This is a genomic window from Mesorhizobium sp. RCAM 06353, from assembly GCF_059683585.1.
The window spans coordinates 83,264-107,827 of the sequence record NZ_JCASIY010000002.1; the positions used below are offsets into that span (position 1 = coordinate 83,264).

Here is a 24,564-nt window from a genome sequence, read left to right on the forward strand (position 1 = left end):
TTGCCGCGTCTATCTGAACGCGCAGAATGTCCAATCAACCAGAGTTCGGCTTAACAGGTACGCAACATAGCAGACTCCGATTAATCACCTTGCCGAGACGAGTTTCTCGTTTGGCACGGCATGTGCGCGATCCCGAAAACACCTCACAGACTAAGGAGAAGCATCCGATGATCCCCCACCAGAGAAGTATGCGGCGTCTCCGCCCCATTGATTTTTTGGTTACAACGGTCAGGTCTAGGCTGTAGTGACAATTTAATCATTTGAGCCAGAGCATGATGGCTGCGAGCTTGACGAAGCCGAGGAAGTTGGCGGCGATTTTGTCGTAGCGCGTTGCGATGCGCCGCCACTGCTTGAGCTTTGCAAAGAAGGCCTCGATGCCCCAGCGGTTTTTGTAGGCGATCTTGTCATAGCTGTGTTGGTATCTGCGATGGCGCCGCGGCGGGATGACCGGTTCACCGCCTTGGTCGAGGATCACATCATGCAGTCGATCGGCATCATAAGCGCGGTCGGCGATCACTTGGCCTGCTGCAATCCCCTCGATCAGACCGCAGGCCGCTGCCATGTCGTTTTGCTGGCCGGGGCCGATCTCGAAGCGGACCGGTAGGCCGAGCGCATCTACGACGGCATGGAGCTTGGTGCCGAACCCACCACGCGAGCGGCCGAGAGCCTGGGCTTCAGATCCCCCCTTTTACGCCGGGCTCCAGCAGCCTGGGCCTGAGCGCGGATAACGGTCGCGTCGATCATCAGCCATTCCATATCTGGATGCCTGCTGATGGCTTCGAACAGCCGGTCGAACACGCCCGCTTCGATCCAGCGGTAGTAACGTCGCTTTGCCCTCTGATACGGGCCGAACCGCTCCGGCAGGTCGCGCCAGCGCGCGCCTGACCGAGCGATCCATAAAAGCGCATCGAAGAAGCGCCGACCATCGCTACGCGGACCCCGCTTGCCCTTGCGCCCACCCGGCACAAAAGGCTTGATCTGCTCCCACTGATCGTCGCGTAGAACCTCACCTTCCAAAGCCGACCTCCAAAAGTCAGCCTTGAATCTGATTTGCCTCGCGATGGGAATCCCAAGTCGTTAATTTGTCACTACAGCCTAGCGCTTGCAGATGGTCCATGAGCGCGTCGGGGAGTCCCGGACGAGCTCATTGTGAGGCGCTGATCCGTTGTGCATAGGCCCAGGGCATGAGGGCGTCGATGTCTTTGGAGAGGTGGCCCTTTGCGAGGCTGATGAAGAGACCGTGCAGGTACGATCAGCGCCGCACTGCCATGCTTCACACCAACGGAGGGCGCCAACTACTTCGCTGCCACAGGATATGAGCCGGAATGATCAGATTCTGCTCTAGCCATTTGATAGCGGATATATCCTGGGAGACTGAACCGCTCCTTGGCCCGCCCAACCCAACAGTGGAAATCAAACTGCTCATTTACCCAAGCTCGCTGCTGAGACCGCGTGGGGCATAAGGAATGCCGCTATATCTCTAGTGACGTTTCCCAGATCACCCGGATCGTGGGCGACATCTCCGACAAACGCACGCCACTGTCGCTGCTTTTGCGCATCCTCGGCAAAGGCTATGGGCGTCGTGCAGGACGGGAACTTCGAGATGGATGAGTTCGCCCTCGAGCCAGAGCGCAGCGGCCGCCGGCGAGCGGGCCAGCCGCTCGTCGAGCCGCGCTTAGCGCGCGTCGCCAGCCCGAACAGGATCTCCATTCACAATAGCCGATTTGCGATGACAACGGTGAGCACGAAGGCCGGGCCCAAACTAGGCCGGCTGAAATTTCGCCCCATGTCCGAAATATGCCTACAAATTTCGGACAACGCCTACACAACGCGGGGCCGGTGGCACTGTCTCGCGTTTATAGCCGATCGACTTTATTGATCAGGTGCGAGCACAGGCAAGGCGCTGCGGTACTCCTGGCGTCAACGCAGAGCTATTCGTCCGCCTCGACTTCGATGCCCTCTTGGAGACCGGCAAAGTCCGGCATGATGTCACCAGCCAGCAGCTTCTCCTTTGACAGCAGCCCCGCATCTTCGAGTGCCTCGAAATCCGGCAGATCGCGCAGCGTGTCGAGCCCGAACTCCAGCAGGAATTCTTTTGTGGTAACGTAGGTGTAGGGGGCGCCCGGTGTTGGGCTGCGCGGGCCCGAAGCGATCAGCTTCGCGCCGCGCAGATGGCCGATCAGGTCGCGAGAAATCTCTTTCCCAAAAAACGACGACAGTTCCCCACGTGTAATCGGCTGGAAATAGGCGATGCACATCAGCACCAGCACGTCCGACTGCACCAGGTCTACGGCACGCCCGTTGCCGCCACCGGCGGTGCCAAATGCCCTGCGGATGGCATCGGCATAGGCCGGCCGCGTCAGGTGCTTCCAGCCGCCGGCGACGGCGACCAGGTCGTAGGGCCGGCCGCGAAGTTCCTCGCGGATGTCGTCGATCAAAAGGTCGATGCTGCAGCTTCTTCCGACAATGCGGGCCAGCGTTTCGCGGCCAACCGGCTCGCTGGCGGCGAAGATGGTTGCCTCGACCCGGTGCATCCATTCGCGCCACCTCGCCTCCGGCGGCAGGTGATCCATCTCCCGGTCAAAGACGCCTTCGCTTCCCTGCTCCCCTTTTCGCCGCTTGGCCGCACTCTCCGCCATCGTCTTCACAGCCCGTAGATGCGGAAGGTTGGGCGGCCGGACAGCTCGCGCACGGCGCCGAGTTCGACCAGACGGTCGAACAGGCGGCGCAGGCCGCGATCGCTCATGCCGGCGATCTTTTCGGATCCGACGGTCGCATCGTCTGACAGGAGCTTGTCGACAACAACGTCCGCCGCCTTGGCCCGGAGTTTCGGCGCAACGGCAAGCAGCCGGTCCGCGCGGCGCTCGAGCTCGCCGGAAAGATCAATCGCGCGTAGCGCGGCGCGCGCCTGCGCGGCAAGCAGACCCTTCGCACCCTGAGAATCTGTCTCAATGCGTGTCGCCACAGAGCTGACTGTTGGTCGACGCGGGCGAGCGCTTGTGCCCAAGGCCGCTTCGGCGCCCAGCAACGGCATAGCGTATGCCCAACCCAGCCGTTGCGCCAGCAGGGCGTCGGCGAGCCAGGCGCCAAGGGCGCGCCCCAAGCCGTGGCGTTCGGCGATCGCGATGGCGCCGACCAGCGTTTCGACCGTCCGGGAATTGGCGGAGAGCTGCCGAAGATCATCCGTCAGGGCGCTCACGCCCTCGTCGTCCTGGGCGTAACCGAACTCTTCCAACACCGCAGCGAGGCTTTTCCTCGTCAGAAGCTCCTCCGCGGGCAGGGCGGCCAGCCGGCGCCAGGCGAGAAGCAAACGACCGGCGGGCCCGACATTGTCGCCGGGTCGTGTAAGCAGCACGGCGTCGCGCAGCGCGCTTTCATCCTCGACGCGGCCAGCCTGCTTCGCCGTTGCCGCGGCCGCCGCAAGCGCCAGCCGCTGCCGCCAGGCGCCGGCCCACCGCTGCTGCCGGCGGACCACCGCATCGAGCGCGCCGATGGTGGCGCCTGCGGTGAGCGCGACGTCCTCAACGTCTTTTCCCGCCAGGCTTTGCGCATCCGGGATGGCCCGGCGCAGCCAGCCCGGCACCGGTGCCATCGGCGCGATTGAAGGGACACCGGCAAGCGTGGCGTGGTGGCGTTGAGAGGATTTGGGACGCAGAATCATCGAAGACAGGATGAATCATGGCGGCGCTTTTGGCAATAGAAATGGACAAAAAGCGCTGCGCCTGTCGTGTCAACAAAACGAATGATAATCTTGTTATCGGACGTATGGCGCTAGCCTGCCAAATCATGGAAGATTCCCCATCGAAACCCGCCAAAATCGACCTCTCGCCCGCCGACCATCCAGATGGCGATCTGCCCGATATCGTCGATCTGGTGCTGGAAATGGGGGCCCCACCCCCCACCCCGTGGGCGCCGGCGAATCTCGAAGCGCTCGTCGAGACGGCAACAGGCTACGCCAGGGCCGCCAGCTCCGAAAACACCCAAACCGCCTACGCTAAGGATTGGCGGCATTTTTCAGCCTGGTGCCGGCGCAACGGTTTCGAGCCCCTGCCCCCAGAGGTACAAACAATCGGCCTCTATATCAGCGCCGGTGCCTCAGGCAGCGCCGCCGGTGAGGCCCACCGGGGCTTGCTACCCCTTTCGGTCGCCACAATTGAACGCCGCCTGTCCGGCCACGCCTGGAACTTTACCCAGCGCGGTTTTGCGCTCGATCGATCCGATCGGCATATCGCCATGGCGCTTGCCGGCATTCGCAGAAAACATGCAAAGCCACCGCGGCAGAAAGAAGCCGTGCTCGGCGACGATCTCCTGGCGATGATCGCGACGCTCGGCCATAATTTGCGCGGCCTGCGCGACCGCGCTATTTTGCTCCTGGGCTTCGCCGGCGGCCTGCGCCGCTCCGAAATCGTCGGCCTCGACGTCGTGCGAGACGACAAGAGTGACGGCGCCGGCTGGATCGAGATTTTTCCGGACAAGGGCGTGCTGGTGACGCTGCGTGGGAAGACCGGCTGGCGCGAGGTCGAGGTTGGCAGCGGCTCCAGCGATTTGTCTTGCCCCGTGGTGGCGCTGGAGACCTGATCAGGCTGGGCCGCATTGCGCGAGGCCCGCTTTTCCGCCGCATCTTCAAGGACAACAAGACCGTCGACGTCGAGCGGTTGTCCGACAAGCAATCGCCCGCCTGGTCAAACAAACGGCGCTCGCCGGCGGCGTCCGCGCCGATCTTCCGGAAGCGGAGCGCGCGCTGTTGTTCGCCGGACACTCGCTGCGAGCAGGTCTCGCCTCTTCGGCCGAGATCGAGAAGCGCTACGTGCGGAAGCAACTCGGCCACGCCTCGGCCGAGATGACCCGCAAATATCAGCGCCGGCGTGATCGGTTCCGCACCAACCTCACCAAGGCTTCCGGGCTTTGAACGGCCCCCTAGGGCGAGATTTCTACTTAGCGTTTCAATTGACATCGGGAGGTAAGGGCGACAGCGGCCTCGCTAATCTCCCCGAGACGCGGAGCCTACGCCTGGTCCGAGCAAGGTTTGCCGTTCCAGCAAGAAGGTCTCACCCAACGTTCTGTGGCGAAGCCCGAAAGTTTGGCATCCGTTCGGAGATGTCGATCCCGATCTTCGACGGGTCCGGAAGGCGTGCCCTCTTTACCTTCCCGTCCCGTGAGCGGAAACCCGACCCCGCGATGGTAGCGGACGGGTATTCCGTTCTGACACTTGGTGCCTTCATCGATGGCTACCTACAGAGCCGCAGCGACGACGGGTTGATATGCGCAGCCCCCTCCCACTGACGAGCTATCAGCTGGAATGCCTCGCATGGCTCCTGCAGGGCAAGACCAACGGCGATATCGCAGCACTTGGCAATGTCAGAAGACGGGCGGTCGAGTTCCAACTGCCGAACATCCGTCGGAAGCTCAACGTCATGACTACCTACCAGGCCCTCGACATCGCGATAAAACGCAATTGGATCTAAGCTCGATTGCAGACCGCGGTGGCTTCTCGGGAAGTTTGAGCTAGAAGACAGAGGTTCTGGTGATAGGTACCTATGCCACCGAATCATGGAAACATTCGTCATTTGGAGACAAAATGGTCAAGGCTACCAGCTGGCGCGACCAAGGATTGCCAATCTTGATTGTCGCCGAAAAGCACGGGGCCAGCTCTCTCTCTGAGGCGTCCTGGGTAGGCATAGCCTCCGTCTTATCGTCTCACCGGGAGGGCCACAACATTTCCCTCGCCTGGCAGATCAAAAGCCATTGCCATCAAGCGTGCCGTAGCCATCTCGACGATCAACTCTTCAATGGACCGATCGGGCAAACCAGTCTTGACCCTCTGGCGAACCAGCACGGTGAGTTAATAGACTGGAACCGGAACCAAAGGAGGATGATCATCGAGCAATTGACTGATCTCGATTACAAGGTCAGCATCGATATTCTTTGGCAATTCTCGCATAGGCGATCCTTGATCAAATAAGGTGAACATCGACACGCGAGCAGTCTGAAGGTGATTTATACATGCGACCGCCACGATCTGCGCCACCTGCCCCCTTTTAGTCCCAGCTATTGAACGCCAAGCCTTCGTCGCTTGCTTAAACTACCCGCCCCAACGCCCCTGCGAAGAATGCGTCAGCCAGGCAGGCGAGTCCAGAATCGAGATGGAGGAAAGTGGCTAGGCCTTTGCTTTCCGCTTTGTCGGCACTTTCTCGGCAGGTGTCTTTGCGGCTGGCGTGCGGCCGAGGCCTATGGACTTTGCAAGCGCGGAACGCCGTGCAGTGTAGTTTGGTGCGACCATTGGATAGTGGGCTGGCAATCCCCATTTGGTTCGATACTCAGCAGGGGTCGTGCCGAAGTGTGTAGCAAGATGCCTCTTTAGCGATTTGAACTTCTTTCCATCTTCCAGACAAACGATGAAATCTGAGGTCACTGATCGCTTTGGGCTACTGGCGGGTGTGAGCACTGGCGCCGTTGGCGCCGCAGGCTGCAGCAATCCTGCCAATGCAGCATTGACGCTGGCGATCAGTCCGGAAGTCCCGACACAGACGTCGCGTTGTTCTGGACATAAGCCGCAACGATACCCGCCGTCAGGCCCATCAGATCGCTGTTTGCCTGTTCACTCGCGTCGTCCGCCATGGTCAGTCTCCTCGTTGATCTCATTAGTTCCTAATCGGCATATTCTGACGTCGCAATTACTACAGCTACGGCTGCAATATTTCTTCCACTGATCGCTACGCCAACTGTCGCCGCTTGCCTGAGCGAAAGCGCTCTCGTCTTTCGAATACTGCGTAGTCGTTCTCGCCGGAAGCTCGTTTGGGTAGCCGAGGGCGCCACGTTGGCCATATCCGGCCTCTATCAACAATAGGGCCCGATCTGCATCGCCGCGCACTAAACAAACATCGCGCTAGCAGCCCTCTTCAACTCACTATGTCGGCCCAGGATCGCGCCCAGGCGGCCGGACGGCTGGTCTCGGCCGCTCCGCTTCCATCCCTGAGGCAGTCTACGGACCGCCGTGGCGGGTACAGTCGGTCCCGCGTCCCGGCCGTCAGCCGTCGCTATGCTGACATGGGGTAATTGCGGGCGATGCTAGATTCTTCGCCGTCACTGATTCTCATGGAGGCCAACATGGACCAATTTGTTGGGTTAGATGTCTCACAGGAGATGACCCACCTATGCGTTGTCGGCAGCGACGGTAAGATTGTCTGGCAAGGAAAGTGTCTATCGACGCCAGAAGACATAGCCGGAAATATCAGATCTAAGGCACCCGATGTTTTACGCATTGGGCTCGAAAGCGGTCCCTTGTCCACCTGGCACTGGCACGCGTTAAAGGCAATGGGCCTACCTGTGCTGTGCCTTGATTCTCGCCATGCGCAGGCGACCATGAGTGGCCAGGTAAACAAGACCGACAAGAATGATGCATATGGATTGGCCCAGATCGTCAAAGCGGGCTGGTATCGGGAGGTCGGGGTAAAGAGTCTCGACAGCCACGCGGTCCGCTCGATGCTTGGAGCGCGAGCTCAACTCGTCGGAATGCGGGTAGAGATCACCAACCAGATCAGAGGCGTTCTCAAAACGTTCGGCGTCGTGCTGTCAAGACGAACGGGCGAGCCGTTCGAACGGCTCGTGGATGAGGCGTGCGACAATAGCGACTCCATGCTCAATCAAACCGTGCGGTCGATGTTGTGTGTCCATTCCTGCCTGAAGGAGCAGATTCGGCGGCTTGACCGCCAACTGATGAGCCATGCTCGAGGGCGTGCTGTGTGCCGGCAGCTTATGGCCATTCCTGGCGTGGGCTTGCTCACAGCCTTGCGTTCGTGACAGCGGTCGATGATCCGGCCAAGTTTGAGAAGTCCAGAAGCGTTGGCGCGTACTTCGGCCTGACGCCGCGATGTTACCAGTCGGGTGAAATCGACCAAAACAGGGGCATCTCAAAATGCGGAGATGGACTTGTCCGCACCTATTTATTTGAGGCCGCCGGCACGCTGCTAACTCGGGTCGAGAAGTGGTCGGCGCTCAAAGCCTGGGGCCTCCGGCTCGCCAAGCGTAGTGGCTTGAAGAAGGCAAAGATCGCCGTCGCACGAAAGCTAGCAGTAGTCATGCACCGCATGTGGGTGGATGGCGTATCCTTCCGATGGTCGGCCGCTGGAGCGGACGCACCTGCATGAACATGGAGGTGAACCCAAAGAGATCCGTCGCTCGACGGTATTCTTGTCCCTTGCCGGGACGAGCAGCGGCAAACCCGCCAGGAGCTGTGCAGCCTTTCCTTCGGAGCGGACTGCGTTGCTGACATTGGGAGCCGCAGCGTCCGATGCCATGCTGTGGCGAGCACTGTTTCGACCACGAAGAGAACGCTGAAACCGGCAGGAGGCAGGTCATCGTCCAGGGGCCAGAAGGAACTTTATCTAGCGATCGACGTGTTGCTAGAACGATCCGCGAATGAAGGGCGTGAGCGGCTATTTAGGTTCTGTGGACACTTCAGCACCGTAGGCTGGCCGCCGAGGAGCTGCGTGAAGGTCACCCTGCCGACCTGGTCGCGCTGCACCTCGATCCAGACGCTGTGCACGTACCGGACATCGGCAAGGCTAGAAAACGGTTGACCTCGGGCCCGCAATTAGAGAACGCTCCTGCGGCTGTCCCGCTCACCGCCACGGGGGGCGAATTGCCTCCATCCCGCGCGCGAAGCGTGTCCAACGTTGGTGACGCGCGCTGGATTGCGGTTTATACGCCCTCTATCCTTTGAGCGCCGAGGAAGGGGATTATCAAGCATACGAATGCGAGATACTCATGCACCCGCACGACGCCACCGACATCCGCTATCGACACGGCTGCTTGATTTCTCGAACATCCCACTCCATCCACGCCGCCCAGCGACTTGCTGGGAGCCAATCGGCCCAATTGAGCTTGGACCTTCGACCATTGCCCACCTGCCTCCCCTTCGACGGGCGGCCCTTGCCTCTGTCTCACATGGCCAGATTGACCCATGCCCGAAGGGTCCCTCCCCGGTCTCGCCGGCGGGAACCAAACGCACTGCCCTGCGCAGCCGGCATCTGCAATCTTTGGCTGCTGACGACCGTGATTTACTGCCGTAAAAACGGATCTTTATGGCAGAGAAAACATACATTTAGATGGGAGAGCGGAAACCTCCGAGTTTCGGCTAATGGGTACGGACTTTGTCATCCCAGCATCAACCGGCAGCAAAAGGGCCGACCCCGCATCGTTAACATTCTCTTAACCTAAAACCTCTTGCGGGGGTTGGCCGAATCGGAGCTTAATGGCGGTTGTTGAATAGTTTCATCGCAAAAAGCGCCAATTCAGGTTCCGACGAGAATGAACATCGCCATGCGGCTACCACGCTTTGAGTTCGATGACAAAATTCTCGAGCAGGGTGCCGAGATATCGCGACGCCTCAACCAGCTTCGCATGGAGAAGTTCCCACCTAACGCGACGAAGACGCTACGCTCTTTTTCGATGGCTGAGGTGGCCCACTATCTTGGTGTGTCGCAAAACAATTTGAAGCGCCTTCATCTTGAGGGCAAAGGGCCGCTGCCCGATCAAGTCCCCTCCGGCCGCCGATCTTACACGGCCGAGCAAATGCTTGAGCTGCGCCATTTCCTTGACCGCCACGGCCGGACCGAGGTGAAAAAGTACGTCCCCCACCGCAAGCCCGGCGACAAGCTCCAGGTGGTTGCTGTCGTCAACTTCAAGGGCGGAAGCGGCAAGACAACGACCGCCGCCCACCTCGCCCAGCACCTGGCGCTGACCGGTCACCGTGTCCTTGCAATCGATCTCGACCCGCAAGCCTCGCTCTCCGCGCTCCATGGCTTTCAGCCGGAACTCGATCGCAACCTCTCTCTGTATGAGGCGATCCGCTACGATGATGAGCGCAAGCCGATCTCCGAGGTGATCGTGCCGACGAATTTCCCTGGCCTGGATATCATTCCGGCCAATCTCGAGCTGCAGGAGTATGAGTACGACACGCCGCTCGCCATGCAGGACAAATCGTCCAATGCCGGCCGCCAGTTTTTCACCAGGATCGCAAAGGCGCTGTCAGAAGTAGACAGCCGCTATGACGTCGTCGTTGTCGATTGCCCGCCGCAGCTTGGCTATCTCACCTTGACGGCGATGTCGGCGGCGACATCCGTTCTCATCACCGTTCACCCGCAGATGCTCGACTTGATGTCGATGAGCCAATTTCTGCTGATGCTCGGCGGCATCTTGAAGACCATCAAAGCGGCCGGCGCATCGATACAGCTGGATTGGTTTCGCTATCTGATCACGCGCTACGAACCGACAGACATTCCGCAGGCGCAGATGGTCGGCTTCATGCAATCGATGCTTGCTGGCCAGATCCTCGAAAATCCCATGCTCAAGTCGACGGCGATTTCGGACGCGGGCCTCACGAAACAGACGCTCTACGAGGTGGAGAAATCGTCTTTTACCCGTTCAACCTACGACCGGGCGCTCGAATCGCTGGACGCGGTGAACTCGGAGATCGCGACATTAGTCCATCGCGCATGGGGACGGTCATGACGGCTTTTACGGCAGTAAAAAGTGACAAATTTGCTCGTGAAATCAGTCGACTAACCGAGAATGGGAGCGATTGAATGGCGCGCAAGGACATATTCGGCAGTGTTATGGGCCCAGCGACTGGAGTCGCGAATAACCAGGATGTATCGGGGTATGCCGTTCGCGGCGCATCACGGTCGATTATACAGTCGTTCGAGGAGCTCTCGAAGAGTTCTGTCGTCGATCTCGATCCGGCATTGGTCGACACGTCATTCGTCTCTGACCGCATGGCCGGTGACGATGAGGCCTTTCAGGAGTTGCTGGTGGCGATTCGTGACCGAGGACAGGATTCCCCTGTACTGGTCAGACCTCATCCGGAGATTTCCGGTCGGTTTCAGACCGTCTTTGGCCACAGGCGCGTCAGGGTCGCCCGCCAACTGGGCAGGCCTGTCCGTGCTGTCGTCAAGAAGATGGGCGATGAGGACCATGTCATCGCCCAGGGTCAAGAGAATGCTGCCAGGGCTGATTTGTCCTTCATCGAGCGGACGCTTTTCGCGGAGCGCATTCTCAAGCGGGGCCATTCGCCGGATACGGTGAAGTCGGCTCTTGCACTCGATGATACGACCTTCTCGAAGATGCGCTCCGTTACCAGCAGCATTCCTGAGCAGGTCATTCTGGCAGTCGGCGCCGCCAAGGGCATTGGCCGGGATCGCTGGTGGCAACTTGCCAAACTGTTGGAGCATCCTGGGGCTGCAGCCAGGGCGACAGAGTATGTGGAAAGCGCCGATTTTGCTCAACCGGGGAGTGATGGCCGTTTCGCCCATCTCTTCGACTATCTGAGTGGCCCGGTGAAACGCCCGCCGGCGCCATCGAAGTCTCAGCAAAAGTCGTGGATCCCCCGGGACAAATCGGTCCGGGCCAACATCACCGACACTGGAAAAGTGTTTACGCTTGCCTTGAAATCCAAGGGAGCATCACCCTTCGGCGCATTCATTGCCGGCAAGCTCGACGAGCTTTTCGAGGCTTTTCGGGAATCGGAAATTGCGAAGAAAACAGGAGACTAAAACCGCAAAAGAAAAAGGCCCCCGAACGTCACCGTCGCGGAAGCCCTTCTCATGTCTCTAGCAAGCTGAGAATCGCACTTCCCCGAATCACTGTCAAGAGTCGTGGCGCCGTTTCGGCGAGCTGGTTTCTTTTGCCTGATTGAAAGGTGAGGGAAATGGAGAGTGGGTACGCGACGACGCCCTTCGGGCGGCGGCCGATGACGCTTGCCCTGGTGCAAGCGAATACGGCATCGCGGGAGATCCCGAAAGGATCTCTCGTCGAGAAGTGGCAGGTCTATCGTTGGCTCTGTGAGGGAAAGTCGGCTCTCGGCGTGGGAGACCGCGCGCTGGCGGTGCTGAGCGGCCTGTTGACGTTCTACCCAGACGACCAGATCAGCGAGGAAAACGGCCTGATGGTCTTTCCGTCGAACGCTCAGCTGTCGTTGCGCGCACACGGCATGGCCGATTCCACATTGCGCAGGAACTTGGCGGAGCTGGTCAATTGCGGTCTGATCATCCGCCGCGATAGCCCCAATGGCAAAAGGTTCGCTCGCAAGGGGCAGGGCGGGGCTGTCGTGGAAGCGTTCGGGTTCTCGTTGGCGCCCCTTTTGACACGGGCCGCGGAGTTTCAGCTGGCGGCCGACCAGGTCCGCGCCGACTCTAGGGCGCTCAAATTGATGCGTGAGCGGGTCACGCTCCATCGCCGTGACATCCATAAGCTTGTCGAGGCTGCGATCGAGGAGGCCGTTCCTGGCGACTGGGGAGCCATCTGGAGGCGTTTCCGAACCATCGTGGGGGCCATTCCCCGCCGAGCCGGCCTATCCGACCTGGACGGCATCGTTGCGGAGCTGACCGCATTGCACGATGAAGTGGACAGGATGCTGGAAAGCTTCACAAAATCCAGGAATCCTAGCGGCAATGAGTCCCAAAATGAGCGGCAGCAATCTGATTCAAACACAGACTCCACATTTGTATTTGAACCGGCTTCTGAAAAAAGCAGGGTGGCGGTCGAGCCAACATCTGTTTCGGCCGAGAAACCGAAAGGCTACCCGATAGGACTTGTGCTGAGAGCGTGCCCCGAAATTGCGGACTATGCCGTCAACGGGATCGGAAATTGGCGCGACTTGATGATGACCGCTGCCCAGGTGCGGGGGTACCTTGGCGTTTCGCCCTCAGCGTATGAGGAAGCTTGCCATGTGATGGGCCAGGAAGTTGCAGCGATCGTGATCGCCTGCATCCTGCAAAGAGCGCAACATATCAACTCGGCAGGCGGCTATCTGCGGGTGCTGACCGAAAAGGCGAGGGGAGGGCAGTTTTCTGTCGGACCGATGCTCATGGCGGCGCTGAAGGCCAATGGCTCGACAGCAAGGATGACCGGATAGTATGGGGGGTCATCCACGAATGTGCATATGTCGTGGGCATCGAGACGTCGTTTAATCAAGTCGATAGAATACCAATTTGTCGACATGTGAACTGCTTCTGTACATAGCGGGGCGGAGCGCGGGTGATCTACTATTGGTACAGTGACGATGCCCCGATTTATGCCCTTTTGGCCGACGGCAAGAACGAAAAGACGGATTTGAAGCCGGAAGAGGCTAAGGCGGTTTCACCATTTGCAAAGGCGATCAAGGCTGCAAACAGGAGCAGGACATGAGCGAGATGACGAAATTCGGTGCGGATCTGATCCAGGCGATGTCTGAAGCATTGGCTCATGCGCAGGGCAAGAATGTTCCCGGCGTTCGCGTGAGCGCTGTGGATGTCGGCACGGTTGATGCGAAGGCAATCCGCAAGCAGCTTGACCTCACTCAGGAGGAAATGGCGACTGTGCTCGGTACAAGTCCTTCCGGCTACAAAAAATGGGAGCAAGGAAAGCGGCAACCCAGTGGTGCTGCTCGAACCTTGCTTTGGATCATGGAGAAAGAGCCCGAAGCCGTCTTGCGGGCTCTTTCAATCGACAAGTCTGCCGAGGAAATTCAAACCGCCGCGGCGCCTCACTGAAAATTGGGCAGGGGAGGGGTTTTATCGCCGTTTACAGTCCTGATGCCTTGGTGAGATTAACACGAAAACGGTCGCGTCTGCGCTGATAGCGGCGGGTCATTTCAGCCGAGGCGTGTCCGAGTTGTTTTTGCACATAACGTTCGTCGACCTCGGCCGATGAGGCAAGACCGGCGCGCAACGAATGGGCCGAGAATTTTGTCGCGCGATCCCCTTCGGACAGGTCGCCGCGGACACCGGCGGCGAGAGCGGTGCGCTTGACCAGCCGCGCCACCTCCTGGTCGTTGAGCCGATCGGCGCCCACTTGTTTGCCTTGCCCTGCCACCCTGCGAAAGAGCGGGCCATGGCCGATCCTGGAAAATTTAAGCCAGGTCTGCAGCGCGACGACGGGGCAGGTGGCATCGGACGAGCCGCGGCCGATCTCGACCTCGCGCCAGCCGGTTTTTCCGCGCAGCGTCACCAGCACGCCCTTGTCGGGAAAAATCTCGATCCAGCCGCGACCGTCTTCGGTCTGATCGCGGCCGACATCGAGACCGACAATCTCAGAGCGCCTTAGCCCGCCAGCGAAGCCGAGCAGGAGCATTGCTCTGTCGCGCAAGCCGCGCAGGGCACCGCGATCGAGTGTTTCCAGCATGGCAATCAGGTCTTCCGGTAGAATGGCTTCTTTCTGCACCGGCGGTTTGGCGTGACTGTTGCGAATGCCGGCCAGCACGGTGGCGATGTGGCGGTCCTTTCTGTCCAGCGGCTGGCCACGCTGCCCGTAATTCCAGGTCAGGGACGACAGACGGCGCTCGATCGTCGCCACGGAGTTCGGTTTCTTGTCTCCTGTTACCTTTCCGGATGCGCAGGCGGTGATGTAGAGGCCGACGCTCTGCGGATCGGGCGGGAGCACCTCCAGGCCCTGGCGGCGTGCCCAGGCACAAAAATGCTGCCAGTCGGCGGCGTAGGCGCGGCGGGTGTTGGCCGAACTCGCCGCCTCGACGTATTTTCGCGCGTGATCGGCCAGTGTTTCCAGATGGGCCGACAGACCCGGTGCGGGCTGCAGGGCAGGGACCGTTTGCACTTCGTCCGGCGTCCGCCCCATCTCCATGACGACGTCGACAATGTCGGGCAGGTCGTCAGCGATCGGCTCGCCGGCGGCCGTCGGCCAGGCGGCGGAAATACCATCCTCCGCGCCCGTGCTGTGGCGCGGTCCGAAAGTCGGCCCAACGCGTTTTTCGGGTTTCTTGTCGATGAAAACGGCCATTTCTCAGGTAGTGTCACTCTTCCTAGATGAGTGGACGGTATGTCTTTGTTTTGTAACATTCATCACTCATCCTAATCGAGTGGATTCGTCCCGGTTAGGTAGATTCTTACCCTGATTTGGTGGACGAAGGCGAGAGCGACGGTCATGGGTCGTAACCCCGACAAGCTTGCGGCCGATGATGCCGACTGGCGCAGGGCGGTAGCGCGCGAGGCTGTCATCCGCCCTTTGGCATCGAAGGATCGCTTGTCTCCCGCCGATATAGGCTTGGCGTGCCGCCAACTCGGTGTGAGGCGGGCACGCCTTTATGAACTTCTCGCTCAATACCGGGTCTCTCCTGTCACGAGTTCGCTGCTTGGGCACAACCCCGGCCCAGCGAAAGGGCGACGGCGCCTGTCGGAAGAGATGGAGGCGCTCATCGAGACCGCGATGCGCGACACCTACCGCAGGCGGGAGAGGCCTTCGATCACCGCCCTGCATGACCGCGTTCGAGAGTTGTGCCGAGCTTGTGGAGAGGTGGCGCCTTCCTGGAAGGCGGTAAGGGCCCGTGTAAAGCTTGCCGATCCACGGCTACTGATGCGTGATCGGGAAGGGGCGAAGGCGGCGCGTGAACGGTTTGAGCCCGTGGTGCAGGAATATCGCGCCGATCATGCGCTTCACATCGTCCAGATCGACCACACATTGGTCGATCTGTTTATCGTTGATGCCGTGCATCGCCGGCCCCTTCAGCGGCCTTGGCTGACGCTGGCCATCGACATTGCAAGCCGCATGGTGGCGGGGTTCTATCTCACTCTGGAAAGTCCGTCGTCGGCATCTGTAGCCCTGTGCGTCCAGCACATGGTGATGCCGAAGGAACCCTGGCTTGAGGCACGCGATATCAAGGCGGCGTGGCCGGTTTTCGGGCTACCTGACGTGATCCACGTCGACAACGGCAGGGAATTCCATGGAAAGGCGCTGGCTCGTGGGACGGCGGAGCATGGCATCGCCCTTGAATATCGGCCCGTCGCAAGGCCGCATTATGGGGGCCATATCGAGCGGCTGATCGGCACGATGATGGGTGCGGTCCACCTGCTTCCGGGCACGACGTCCAGCAACATCGCCGCGCGCGGCTCCTACGATCCGCAAAAACATGCCGCAATGACGCTCGACGAACTGGAAGGGTGGCTCGCGCTGCAGATTGTCGGTCGCTATCATGCGGAGATCCACAGCAGCCTGCATCTGCCGCCCGCCAGCGCGTGGGACGACGCCGTTGCGGCACGCCGTCATCCCTTGCGGCTGCCCCATGACCGCGAGCGGTTTCTCCAGGATTTCCTGCCCTTCGAGGAGCGCAGCATCCGACGCGACGGCGTGCATCTGTTCGGACTTCGATATTGGGACGATGTATTAAGTCCCTGGGCAGGTCGGTTTCCTCGCCGGATGCGCGTCAGATATGACCCGCGCGACTTGTCGTGCGTGTTTGTGGAAGGCCCCGATGGCACGAACTGGCCGGTCCAGTTTGCCGATCTCAGGCGGCCGCGCATTACGCTCGGCGAGCATCGTCTTGCCCGCACGGAATTGAAAGAACGCGGGGTCAGGGCGGTGGACGAGCAGCTGATTTTTGAGACGGTCGAAAAGCAGCGGCAGCTCGTCGACGCAGCCGGACATAAGACCAGGAGCGCGCGCCGGTATGCAGAGCGCCGCGACCGGTCGTTGATGGCGACCGAAAACCGGGACTTTGCCGCGCCGAAAATCGATCGCGACGAAGAATGGGATGCCGATCTGCCGTCGTTGGTCGTGGAAGAATGGTCTTGAGCGACTACCAGCATCTGCTCCCCGCCTATCGCTCGCATGCCGCTCTTGGCGATGCCGAAAGGATCGCCTGGATTCGGGCGGACCGCTGGCTGGAAACCGCCCAGGCGCGGGAGGTGCTGGCGCGGCTGGAGGACCTGCTGTCCTATCCTGCGCGCGACCGCATGCCCTGCCTTCTGCTTTATGGCGACACCGGTATAGGCAAGACCAAGATCATCCGTAAATTCCTGCGCGATCATCCGGCCTGTTTCGATCGGGGCACAGGCATCACCACCATGCCCGTCGTGGCCATGCAGATGCCGCCCGAACCGTTGGAACGGGACGTTTATGGCGGACTTCTTACCGCGCTCGGCGCACCGGGACCGATGACGGACTCCACCTATCGTCTTAAGGAGGTCTGCCGGAGCCTTTTACGCAGCATGGGCGCCCGCATGCTGATCATCGACGAAATCCACTCGATGCTTGCCGGCACCTTCCGCCAGCAGCGCATTTTTCTCAACATCATCCGGTTTCTGGCAAATGACCTGAGGGTTCCACTGATCTGCGCCGGGACCGAGAAGGCCCGGCAGGCGCTGCTGACCGACCCCCAGCTTGCCGAGCGTTTCGAGGCCTTCCACCTTGAGCGTTGGACAGATGACTTTCAGGTTTCCCAGCTTTTGACGAGCCTGGGCGGGATCCTGCCGCTGCGCCGTCCCTCGGATTTGGCAACGACGGCTGTCCGCCGAAAAGTGCTCGATCTGACCGACGGCGTGACGGTGCGGATCTTTCGCCTGATGGAGACGGTGGCGGTTGAGGCGGTCCGCAGCGGCAGTGAGTGCATTACCATCGACAGTTTCAACGGCGACAATCTCGTCCTGCCGCTTGTGTCGATGACACGCCACATGGAAAAGGGACTCCAGCGCCGGGCGAGCCGGTGAGGCCTGTCCGCGTTCTCCCCCTTGCGCCGCGGCCATTCGACGACGAGTTGCTTTCCTCCTGGCAGGGGCGGGTGGCCTGTCGCTACGGATGCACGTTGCGCGACGTTGAAAGCTGGCTCGACGCGGACATCGATCCGGGGCGGCGCGGCGGGTTGATCGGGCGAGACTTCGATCCGGGCGACGCAATGATAACGTTTTGGGCCCGCGCTTGCCGCATGGATCCGGGACGACTTGCTCGGATGGCGCTGCGCCGGCAGGCACGCGCCTCCAACTGGTACATCCAGGATCGCTGGCATCAGGGCGTCTGTACTGCTTGCCTCGATGAGGATCACACTGGCGGCCGGGATCATTATCTTCGCCGTGCGTGGTCTCGGGTCGAAGCAATCGTCTGCCCCCGGCATCTGACCATGCTGCGGGACATGTGCGGCCATTGCTTCGCCCGTACCGGATTTCGCTTCGATTGCCGAGAGGGGAGGGGGCGTCTCGTTTGCGGGAGCTGTTCGGCTCCCGTGTCTTTCGGGGCTACTGACACGGTAGATTCGGAACGGCAAAGCTTCCTGCTGGCACTCGCCGACACCGTCGCATTGGCCGTCGAGGAGGGGCCTCAGGGCACGGCGGCCAAAGACATCGTGCGGGCGGCGCGATTGTTGTGGTCGTCATCGCAGGCAGGCGGAAAGCCCTTCATCGCATGGCTGGGGCATCCCCGCGTGAGCGGCAACGACATGCCAGCCGATCGCGAGGAGCCGCTCGCCACTGCCTCATTGCCAAGCCGCATGTTGACCCTGTTCGGAATTGCACAGCTGCTGGATCTGGCCGATGCCAGAAGCCGCATCGGGCCGCCGCCTTTCTTCCTGGCGGAAAAATTCGCGGCGGGCGACCTATCGCGGTCTGCCACAGGCCGGGTCATGCCGCAGACCCGGAATGTCGAGCGCCCCGCCACGACATACGCGCCCCGATCGGATGCCGAGTACCGTACATTGGCCGAAGAAATCCTCGCCAGTTCCCAATGGAGGGCCGTTCAGGGCGCCGCACGGATCGTGCGAGAGCGGGCGTTGGCACGCCTCATGACTGAGGCCCTTGATCGGGCACCACGAGACCGAGCCGCCGGGCGCGATCCAGCAGCGCCTTGACCGACGACGGCTGCCATTGGCGAGCGCCACGGGGCGTGCGTTCGTGCATGCGTTCCAGCTGGGCGCCGATCTCGAGCAGTGTGAGATCCGGATCGGCGAGCGCAATGCCGGCGACGAGAGTCATCAGCCGGTCCTCCGGAGGCCGGCGCGGGGCGCGTTTGATCAGGGCGGGTTCGGCGATGCGTTCGCGAACCAGCCGATACACCGCGCGGCGCAGCCGCTCGATCGTCCAGCTGTGTCCTTTTCGGTTCAGCACCCGCACCACGTCGTCCCAGCTGTGCTGCGGCCGCAACCGGCGCACGGTCGGCAGCCAGGTCTGCGCCGAGCTGATGAGATCGTCGAGATAGGCGCGCTGGCGCGCCGCCGCGATCGCCCGGACAGCTTCGGGACGGCGTTCGCGAAGCCCGGGATTGCCGGCCAGCCTGCCGCGTGCCTTGGCCGCCTTCATGCCCGCCTTGGTGCGTTCAGCGATCAGGGCGCGCTCGCGCTGCGCCACGGCGCCGAGCACCTGCAGCGAGAACATGCCCTGCGGCGTCGACGTGTCGATCGGATCGCGCAGCGAGCGGAAGTGCGCGCCGCGCGCCTCGAGCTGCTCGATGACCTCCAGCAGATGGCTGACGGAGCGGGCGAGGCGGTCGAGCCGCACTACGACCAGAACGTCGCCGGCGGCGATCTCGCGCATCAGCTTCGCCAGCACTGGCCGGGAGCGCGAGGCACCCGAGCCATGCTCCTGGTGAACCATATGACAGCCGGTGGCCTTGAGCTCGTCGACCTGGGCGTCGTTGAGCTGGTCTTCGGTGGAAACCCGTGCATAGCCGATCAGGCGACGGGAGCGGGGAGGGGGTGTGGGTTGGGTGCGCGGTTTGGCCATTTGCCGGGCAATTTGGGCTGGTTTTTGCAACGTTTATCGACCGATTTGCAGGCCCGTAGAGCGCGTTCGAGGCCTTCGGAGGTGTCCAAGGACTCGGAAAGGGCCAAAATCACGTCCACGGGCGCGCTAGGGCCCAAAGCGGGCAAAACTAGTCATTTGGAGCCGGGGTGGCCTGAAGGAGGACCGGTATCGAGGCGCTAGGACGATCGATTTGGCTTTAGATCCACCGGCGGGGCGAAGCGGATTTCATGAGACCACGTGAATCCGAGGCGGAAATCGTGAGACTGCGTGACAAAGCGCGTCTTTGCCGGAGGGGCACACAATATCAAGGTAGTTCAAGAGGTTAGCGGCCCGGCTGACGAACTTTATCCGGCACGCAGTCTCACGAAAACCGATTCAAAACCGGCCGAATTGGCGGTCGCGTCTCACGAATTCCACCTATCTTGGACGCGCTGTCCACCCAATTAAGGTGAGAATCCGCCGATCTAGGATGAAAACGACGCCTGAAACCGCGCAAATGCCGGCTTTTCCACCCATCCAGGGCAAGCGACACAGGGCAAGCGACAGGCATTTTTAAAACGAACGATAATGCAAGATTATCGGTCGTTGTTGTGTCACGACAGGTGCGGCGGATTTCGTGCAAATCGATTGCCAAAAGCGCCGCGCTGACTCATGCTGCTCAACGATGATTCTGCGCCCCAAACCCTCTCCGCGCCACTACGTCACGCCTGCCGGAACCCCTCCGACTGTGCCAATGGCAGCGGTGCCAGCCTGGCTGCGCCGGGCCATCCCGGATGCGCAAAGCCTTGCGCGAAAAGACGTTGAGGACGTCGCGCTCGCCACAGGCGCGGCCATCACCACACTCGATGCGGTGGTCCGCCGGCAGGAGCGGTGGGCTGGCGCCTGGCGGCAGCGGCTGGCGCTTGCGGCGGCCGCTGCAACGGCAAAGCAGGCCGGCCGCGTCGAGGATGAAAGCGCGCTGCGCGACGCCGTGCTTCTCACACGACCGGGCGACAATGTCGGGCCCGCCGGCCTTTTCCTTCTTGCTTGGCGGCGGCTGGCATCTCGGCCAGCGGACGATCTGCTGACGGAGAGAAATGTCGCGGCGGTGCTGGAAGATCTAGCCGCCTTGATGCACAGCGATGAGTTTTCGGCGGCCTGAAGCGACGATTTGGTCGCGATGTGGGTGCATTTTGACAAGCCTGGGCGGGCGGCGGCGGTGATCCGTCGTGATGGCAGGCGGGGTTTGCAGGTTGCGGTCGGCGGGTTCGTTTCGGGGCGTCTGCGCCCCTGCGGTTATGTCGCGAGCCGCGGGATGCGGTCGAGGACGATGCGCAGAATACGCTGGTCGGGGCAGGATGTCGGCAGGTGCAGGCGGATTTGCGTTTTGATCTCGACCACCCGCGCGGCGATTTTGATGAGGCGCAATCGCAGCGTGTCGAATTGGGCGACGGCAAAGCTCGAGCGTTTCGGCATCGCAGCGCGCAGGCCCCACATTAGCCAGTAGGCGCCGGCATGCAGGAAGAGCCGGAACTGGTTGGCCGTCGCTCTTGTGCAGGATGTGCGGTCGGCGGCAAGATGCGTCTTCCAGGACTTGATGTGGTTCTCGGCTGCGCCGCGCCGGCAGTAGAGGTCCTCGTAGAGCGCCTTGGCCTTGCCACTGGTCAGATTGGTGACGATGAAGCGGGTGTCGGCTCCTTTGGCGCCGACCTCGACGCGGGCGATGATGCGCTCGACGCGGCTCCAACTGGCGGCGCCGTCAAAGAACTCCTTGAAGCGGCGGACCTTGTTCGATTTCGCCGACGCTTCAAAGCGCGCCGTCGTGCGGGCTTCCAGGTCCGCGACATGCTCGCGCAGCGTCGTGGTCGGCGCTACGCCGAGGATGAAGTCTACACCGTTGGCGCGGCACCAGTCGATGACCTGCGGACCGCAGTAGTGGCTGTCGGCCCGGATCAGGATCCGTGTGTTCGGCCAATTGCTCCGGATCGCCCGCACGAGGCGGCGCAGGTGGGGGCAGATCTCAGCCCCGCGCGGCCGCCTGGCCGGTCGCAGGATCGCGCTGACGAACCGGCCCGCACCGTCGAACACTACGATCGGCTGGAAGCCGTATTCGTCGTAATGCGCGTTGAACAGGCGCAATTGCTGGCCGCCATGTACGGCGTCAAACGTGTCGTCGATGTCGAGCACAATCCGCTTCGGCACCTGCCGGAAGGAAGCGCAATAGAGGTCGACCATCGCCCGCCCCATGGCGACCAGCTCCCGCACGCCGGGCAGGTTCTCCAGCCGGCACAGCGTCGATTGCGAGGCCAGATCCCGACCCGACGGCAGCGCATCCTGGGCCATCTTGAAGACCGGATCGGAGCGCAGCCGGTTGGCGTCGTTGCCATCCTCATAGCCGGCGGCGATCATCTTCATGCGAAAGCCGATCATGTCCGCCAGGCTGTGGACCACCTGGTCCGGGCAGCGCGGATCATCGATGCAACGCGCCAGACGGTCGGCCACCCGCAGTCGTTTTTCCACCTCGGCCAGCACCAGAACGCCACAGTTGGAGGACAACATGCCGCCGTCGAAACGGGCGACGACGGACTTGCCGCCCACTGATGACAAACCGCTCAGCGGCAGGGTAAGATCATTCATGGCGGGTGTGGTCTCCGGGAAATGATTCGGATCGGCCTTAGCAACCAAATCCTACGTCATTTCAACGGCTTGCGCCACATCCGCCAACCCGCCGTGAATTTTTCGGGCTAGGTCTCACACTCAACGATGAGGCGGTCAGCGATCTGACGGACGATCTGCGACAGCTTGCCGCCAACACCGGCACGGTCGAAACGCTGGTCGGGGCCTTCGCGGCCGCGGAGCGTTACGGCTTCCGGCGCGTTCTCGGAGCCTGGCTTGCCGATGTCTTGCTCGCGCAGCGGCTAGGCTGGACACATGCAATCCCTTTGTTGGGCGCCGAAGCGACCTTAGTTGTGGGTACGGGCCGAGCGCGTCGACCAGGGACTGCCGCTCTGGCTGCCGGCGCCGAAACGGAAGCCGATTGGGCTAAAAGCCTGCTGGCCGCACAGGCGCGCGCTGCGCTGCGCGCCATTGATCTTTTCGCCGAACTTGAGCGCCGCGCGGATCGGCTGCTTGCGGTTGCGCCGAAACTCAGGGCCAAGGCGGCGGACGTCGTCGTGGAAAGGCTGCTCTCTGACGACGCGATCGTCGCTTCGGAACAAATCGCCGGCATGAGCGATCGCGGCCTGCGCCGCCTGTTCGACCGGCTGGTCGAGCTCGGTGCCGTGCGTGAATTGTCCGGCCGCGCCACCTTCCGCATCTACGGGCTGTGAAGACAATGGCGGAGAGTGCACGCAGGCGAGGAGGGAGCCAGCCAGATGACCGTCGATCAGCTGACCAGCTGTTTGACCGGGAACTGGATCATCTGCCGCCGGAAGCGCGTTGGCGTGAATGGATGCACCGTGTCGAGGCCACGATCTTCGCCGCCAGCGAACCGGTCGGCCGAGAGACGCTTGCGCGGATCGTCGGCAAAAGCTGCAGCATCGACCTGCTGATTGACGACATCCGCGAGGAGCTGCGCGGCCGACCCTATGACCTGGTCGCCGTCGCCGGCGGCTGGAAGCATCTGACGCGGCCCGCCTATTCCGACGCCATCCAGACCGCGGTCGGTGGCAGCGAGCGAGCCGTTGACCTGACACAATCCGAAGTGCTCGTGTTGATGTACATCGCCTATTTCCAGCCGATCACGCGTGGAGAACTGTCGTCTTTCTTCGGCAAGGAGATCAGCCGCGATTTTATTGGTCATCTGCGCGGTGCCGGCCTGATCGCTTCCGGTCCGCGCAGCCCAACGCCGGGCGCGCCCTACACCTATGTGACGACAAAAGAATTCTTGCTGGAGTTCGGGCTCGACACGCTGCGCGACCTGCCGGATTTCGAGGCGCTCGAGGATGCAGGCCTGCTGTCAAAAGAGAAGTTGCTGGCGGGCGATATTCCAGCCGGGCTGGCTAGCAGGGAGGGCGACGGCAAGGACGATGTCGTTGGGGACCAAGCGCCGTGACGGGGAGCGTCGTCGCGTTGTGATCCCAGAGACAGTCGACTACTCACGGCCAGGATGACTGGTCGTGCGGCAGCCGGTGATCGGGATCATGGACCGTGACCCTATCGCCTTCGACAAGATTGGCCGGAAAGACTACCAGGTTGGTGCCACCGGCGTGACGCAGCGACGGAAACAGAATGCCGCGAAGTCCGGCGGTGATGACCAGGTCCGCGAGCTTCCACGATGGCGGGATCTTCTTGTCGATGCGAGCGACCTGACGCCAGGCACAATCCCACTCCTTCCACAAGCCGTCCCAGATATCCGGGTCGAACCCCTGCGAAAGGTCGACTACCTCGGCGAGCGTGATCTTATAGGCGGCAAGGGTGGCTGGCGGGGTGATGCTGGCGCCCTGCTTGTATTCCTCCAGCGCTGTCTGCGCCGAACGGGACAGGTAAAGCGCTTCGATGCCGGGCCGGTTGAAACGACCGCCGTCCATCGCCGCGCCTGCACCGCTGGTGGGCAGGAAAGCCCATTTCGGTGTCAGATAGCGATGGAAGATCTCGTCCGGGCCGACGCGGGTGACTTTCACCCGCGCGCGCCATTCTCGAGATCCCGGATGAAGGCGAGAACCGCTTCGACCTGACCGTCGGCGACGAGTTCGGCCGCCGTGCGATGGCTATAGTCAGCGATAGGTTCGTTGCGATACCAGTAGATCGCCTTGTCGACGTCGCCGGTGAGCTCCGTCGCGGCCGAGATCACCTTCACCATTTCGCGCATCCGACCCTGCAAGCGCTCCGATGACGGGTTACGAAGCGTGTTGCGGTGGACGCCGGTCAACTGGGCCAAATTGGCAACCTTCACGCCCAGCGCTTCCGACAGGCGCTTCGGCGAGATAAAGGGTGTGCGCGGCTCCTGCAGGCTATCGACAAAGCCCGAGATCACCCTGGAATGTGCTAGCTGTGCGTGGGCCATGACAATTCTCCGACCTCTCATAAGCACAATATATGCACATTTTAACGCATAGCAAGTGAACGGAGGCCTGACCCCTTCAAGCGC

At 61.5% G+C, this 24,564-nt stretch carries 23 protein-coding genes and 4 pseudogenes; 17 read left to right on the top strand and 10 right to left on the bottom strand.

Annotation, left to right across the window (positions count from 1 at the left end; all coding sequences use genetic code 11):
• Positions 1-256 precede the first annotated feature (256 nt).
• The 4 genes and pseudogenes from AC56QX_RS36645 to AC56QX_RS36660 all read right to left on the bottom strand — a co-directional run bounded on the left by AC56QX_RS36645 (position 257) and on the right by AC56QX_RS36660 (position 3,592).
• Positions 257-1,017, bottom strand: a protein-coding gene (locus tag AC56QX_RS36645; RefSeq protein ID WP_497109867.1) for an IS5 family transposase whose coding sequence is annotated in 2 segments (ribosomal slippage) — positions 257-690 and positions 690-1,017 — 762 coding nt in all. Because the reading frame shifts where the segments join, the coding sequence is not laid out codon by codon here.
• Positions 1,018-1,534: 517 nt separating this feature from the next.
• Positions 1,535-1,675, bottom strand: a pseudogene (locus AC56QX_RS36650) (RHE_PE00001 family protein); the annotation flags it as partial.
• Between the two features lie 256 nt (positions 1,676-1,931).
• A complete protein-coding gene (gene scpB, locus AC56QX_RS36655) occupies positions 1,932-2,639 on the bottom strand; it encodes an SMC-Scp complex subunit ScpB (RefSeq protein WP_497118715.1) in 708 nt (235 codons plus the stop codon).
• A 5-nt stretch (positions 2,640-2,644) separates the two neighbouring features.
• A complete protein-coding gene (locus AC56QX_RS36660; RefSeq protein ID WP_497118716.1) occupies positions 2,645-3,592 on the bottom strand; it encodes a DUF1403 family protein in 948 nt (315 codons plus the stop codon).
• A 194-nt stretch (positions 3,593-3,786) separates the two neighbouring features.
• Between AC56QX_RS36660 and AC56QX_RS36665 the strand changes: the two are divergent.
• The 4 genes and pseudogenes from AC56QX_RS36665 (at position 3,787) to AC56QX_RS36680 (ending at position 5,962) form a co-directional block, all read left to right on the top strand.
• Positions 3,787-4,909, top strand: a pseudogene (locus AC56QX_RS36665) (tyrosine-type recombinase/integrase).
• A gap of 188 nt (positions 4,910-5,097) precedes the next feature.
• Complete coding sequence (locus AC56QX_RS36670; RefSeq protein WP_497118717.1) at positions 5,098-5,283, top strand: hypothetical protein; 186 nt, start codon at positions 5,098-5,100, stop codon at positions 5,281-5,283.
• Positions 5,262-5,465 carry a helix-turn-helix domain-containing protein gene (locus AC56QX_RS36675; RefSeq protein WP_497118718.1) on the top strand — a complete coding sequence of 68 codons (204 nt, stop codon included), beginning with the start codon at positions 5,262-5,264 and terminating at the stop codon, positions 5,463-5,465. The genes AC56QX_RS36670 and AC56QX_RS36675 overlap by 22 nt, the downstream gene beginning before the upstream one ends.
• A gap of 113 nt (positions 5,466-5,578) precedes the next feature.
• Positions 5,579-5,962, top strand: coding sequence for a hypothetical protein (locus AC56QX_RS36680; RefSeq protein ID WP_497118719.1), 384 nt, complete (start codon positions 5,579-5,581; stop codon positions 5,960-5,962).
• 195 nt (positions 5,963-6,157) lie between these two features.
• On the opposite strand, the gene AC56QX_RS36685 is transcribed toward AC56QX_RS36680, so the two are convergent.
• Positions 6,158-6,484, bottom strand: a complete 327-nt coding sequence (locus AC56QX_RS36685; protein WP_497118720.1) for a Ros/MucR family transcriptional regulator — start codon at positions 6,482-6,484, stop codon at positions 6,158-6,160.
• 623 nt (positions 6,485-7,107) lie between these two features.
• Here AC56QX_RS36685 and AC56QX_RS36690 point away from each other — a divergent pair.
• The 7 genes from AC56QX_RS36690 (at position 7,108) to AC56QX_RS36720 (ending at position 13,529) form a co-directional block, all read left to right on the top strand.
• Positions 7,108-7,800, top strand: a complete 693-nt coding sequence (locus AC56QX_RS36690; RefSeq protein ID WP_497118721.1) for an IS110 family RNA-guided transposase — start codon at positions 7,108-7,110, stop codon at positions 7,798-7,800.
• Positions 7,797-8,147: a transposase gene (locus AC56QX_RS36695; RefSeq protein ID WP_497118722.1), complete on the top strand. Its 351-nt coding sequence runs from the start codon at positions 7,797-7,799 to the stop codon at positions 8,145-8,147. The genes AC56QX_RS36690 and AC56QX_RS36695 overlap by 4 nt, the downstream gene beginning before the upstream one ends.
• 1,162 nt (positions 8,148-9,309) lie before the next feature.
• Positions 9,310-10,512, top strand: coding sequence for a plasmid partitioning protein RepA (repA, locus tag AC56QX_RS36700; protein WP_258581083.1), 1,203 nt, complete (start codon positions 9,310-9,312; stop codon positions 10,510-10,512).
• A gap of 74 nt (positions 10,513-10,586) precedes the next feature.
• Positions 10,587-11,552: a plasmid partitioning protein RepB gene (gene repB, locus AC56QX_RS36705; protein ID WP_497118723.1), complete on the top strand. Its 966-nt coding sequence runs from the start codon at positions 10,587-10,589 to the stop codon at positions 11,550-11,552.
• Between the two features lie 155 nt (positions 11,553-11,707).
• Entirely contained in the window at positions 11,708-12,913 is a 1,206-nt protein-coding gene (gene repC / locus AC56QX_RS36710) for a plasmid replication protein RepC (RefSeq protein WP_497118724.1), read from the top strand.
• A gap of 122 nt (positions 12,914-13,035) precedes the next feature.
• The gene (locus tag AC56QX_RS36715; RefSeq protein WP_497118725.1) at positions 13,036-13,185 is read left to right on the top strand and encodes a hypothetical protein; all 150 of its coding nucleotides are present in this window, start codon (positions 13,036-13,038) and stop codon (positions 13,183-13,185) included.
• Positions 13,182-13,529 carry a helix-turn-helix domain-containing protein gene (locus tag AC56QX_RS36720; RefSeq protein ID WP_497118727.1) on the top strand — a complete coding sequence of 116 codons (348 nt, stop codon included), beginning with the start codon at positions 13,182-13,184 and terminating at the stop codon, positions 13,527-13,529. The genes AC56QX_RS36715 and AC56QX_RS36720 overlap by 4 nt, the downstream gene beginning before the upstream one ends.
• A 31-nt stretch (positions 13,530-13,560) precedes the next feature.
• Here AC56QX_RS36720 and AC56QX_RS36725 read toward each other — a convergent pair whose 3' ends face one another.
• Positions 13,561-14,610 carry a site-specific integrase gene (locus AC56QX_RS36725; RefSeq protein WP_497118866.1) on the bottom strand — a complete coding sequence of 350 codons (1,050 nt, stop codon included), beginning with the start codon at positions 14,608-14,610 and terminating at the stop codon, positions 13,561-13,563.
• A gap of 306 nt (positions 14,611-14,916) precedes the next feature.
• On the opposite strand from AC56QX_RS36725, the gene AC56QX_RS36730 reads away from it, so the two are divergent.
• From AC56QX_RS36730 to AC56QX_RS36740, 3 genes are all read left to right on the top strand, one after another.
• A complete protein-coding gene (locus AC56QX_RS36730; protein WP_497118271.1) occupies positions 14,917-16,560 on the top strand; it encodes a TnsB C-terminal domain-containing protein in 1,644 nt (547 codons plus the stop codon).
• On the top strand, positions 16,551-17,474 hold the full coding sequence (locus AC56QX_RS36735; protein ID WP_497118273.1) for a TniB family NTP-binding protein: 924 nt from the start codon (positions 16,551-16,553) through the stop codon (positions 17,472-17,474). Before AC56QX_RS36730 ends, AC56QX_RS36735 begins: the two co-directional genes overlap by 10 nt.
• Before the next feature lie 71 nt (positions 17,475-17,545).
• On the top strand, positions 17,546-18,604 hold the full coding sequence (locus AC56QX_RS36740; protein ID WP_497118728.1) for a hypothetical protein: 1,059 nt from the start codon (positions 17,546-17,548) through the stop codon (positions 18,602-18,604).
• On the opposite strand, the gene AC56QX_RS36745 is transcribed toward AC56QX_RS36740, so the two are convergent.
• Positions 18,537-19,475 (bottom strand): recombinase family protein, encoded by a 939-nt coding sequence (locus AC56QX_RS36745; RefSeq protein ID WP_497118277.1) that lies wholly within the window; start codon positions 19,473-19,475, stop codon positions 18,537-18,539. The two genes, AC56QX_RS36740 and AC56QX_RS36745, sit on opposite strands and share 68 nt — an antisense overlap.
• A 754-nt stretch (positions 19,476-20,229) precedes the next feature.
• Here AC56QX_RS36745 and AC56QX_RS36750 point away from each other — a divergent pair.
• Positions 20,230-20,595, top strand: a pseudogene (locus AC56QX_RS36750) (DUF1403 family protein); the annotation flags it as partial.
• A 176-nt stretch (positions 20,596-20,771) separates the two neighbouring features.
• Here the strand turns inward: AC56QX_RS36750 and AC56QX_RS36755 are convergent.
• On the bottom strand, positions 20,772-22,112 hold the full coding sequence (locus AC56QX_RS36755; RefSeq protein WP_497112851.1) for an IS1380 family transposase: 1,341 nt from the start codon (positions 22,110-22,112) through the stop codon (positions 20,772-20,774).
• 110 nt (positions 22,113-22,222) lie between these two features.
• Here AC56QX_RS36755 and AC56QX_RS36760 point away from each other — a divergent pair.
• Positions 22,223-22,804 (top strand): annotated as a pseudogene (locus tag AC56QX_RS36760) (DUF1403 family protein); the annotation flags it as partial.
• A gap of 5 nt (positions 22,805-22,809) precedes the next feature.
• Positions 22,810-23,529, top strand: coding sequence for an SMC-Scp complex subunit ScpB (gene scpB, locus AC56QX_RS36765; protein WP_497118729.1), 720 nt, complete (start codon positions 22,810-22,812; stop codon positions 23,527-23,529).
• Between the two features lie 43 nt (positions 23,530-23,572).
• Here the strand turns inward: scpB (AC56QX_RS36765) and AC56QX_RS36770 are convergent, their stop codons facing one another.
• Both AC56QX_RS36770 and AC56QX_RS36775 read right to left on the bottom strand, forming a co-directional pair.
• A complete protein-coding gene (locus tag AC56QX_RS36770) occupies positions 23,573-24,097 on the bottom strand; it encodes an RES family NAD+ phosphorylase (RefSeq protein ID WP_497118730.1) in 525 nt (174 codons plus the stop codon).
• Entirely contained in the window at positions 24,094-24,480 is a 387-nt protein-coding gene (locus AC56QX_RS36775) for a hypothetical protein (RefSeq protein ID WP_497118731.1), read from the bottom strand. Before AC56QX_RS36775 ends, AC56QX_RS36770 begins: the two co-directional genes overlap by 4 nt.
• Between the last annotated feature and the right edge of the window lie 84 nt (positions 24,481-24,564).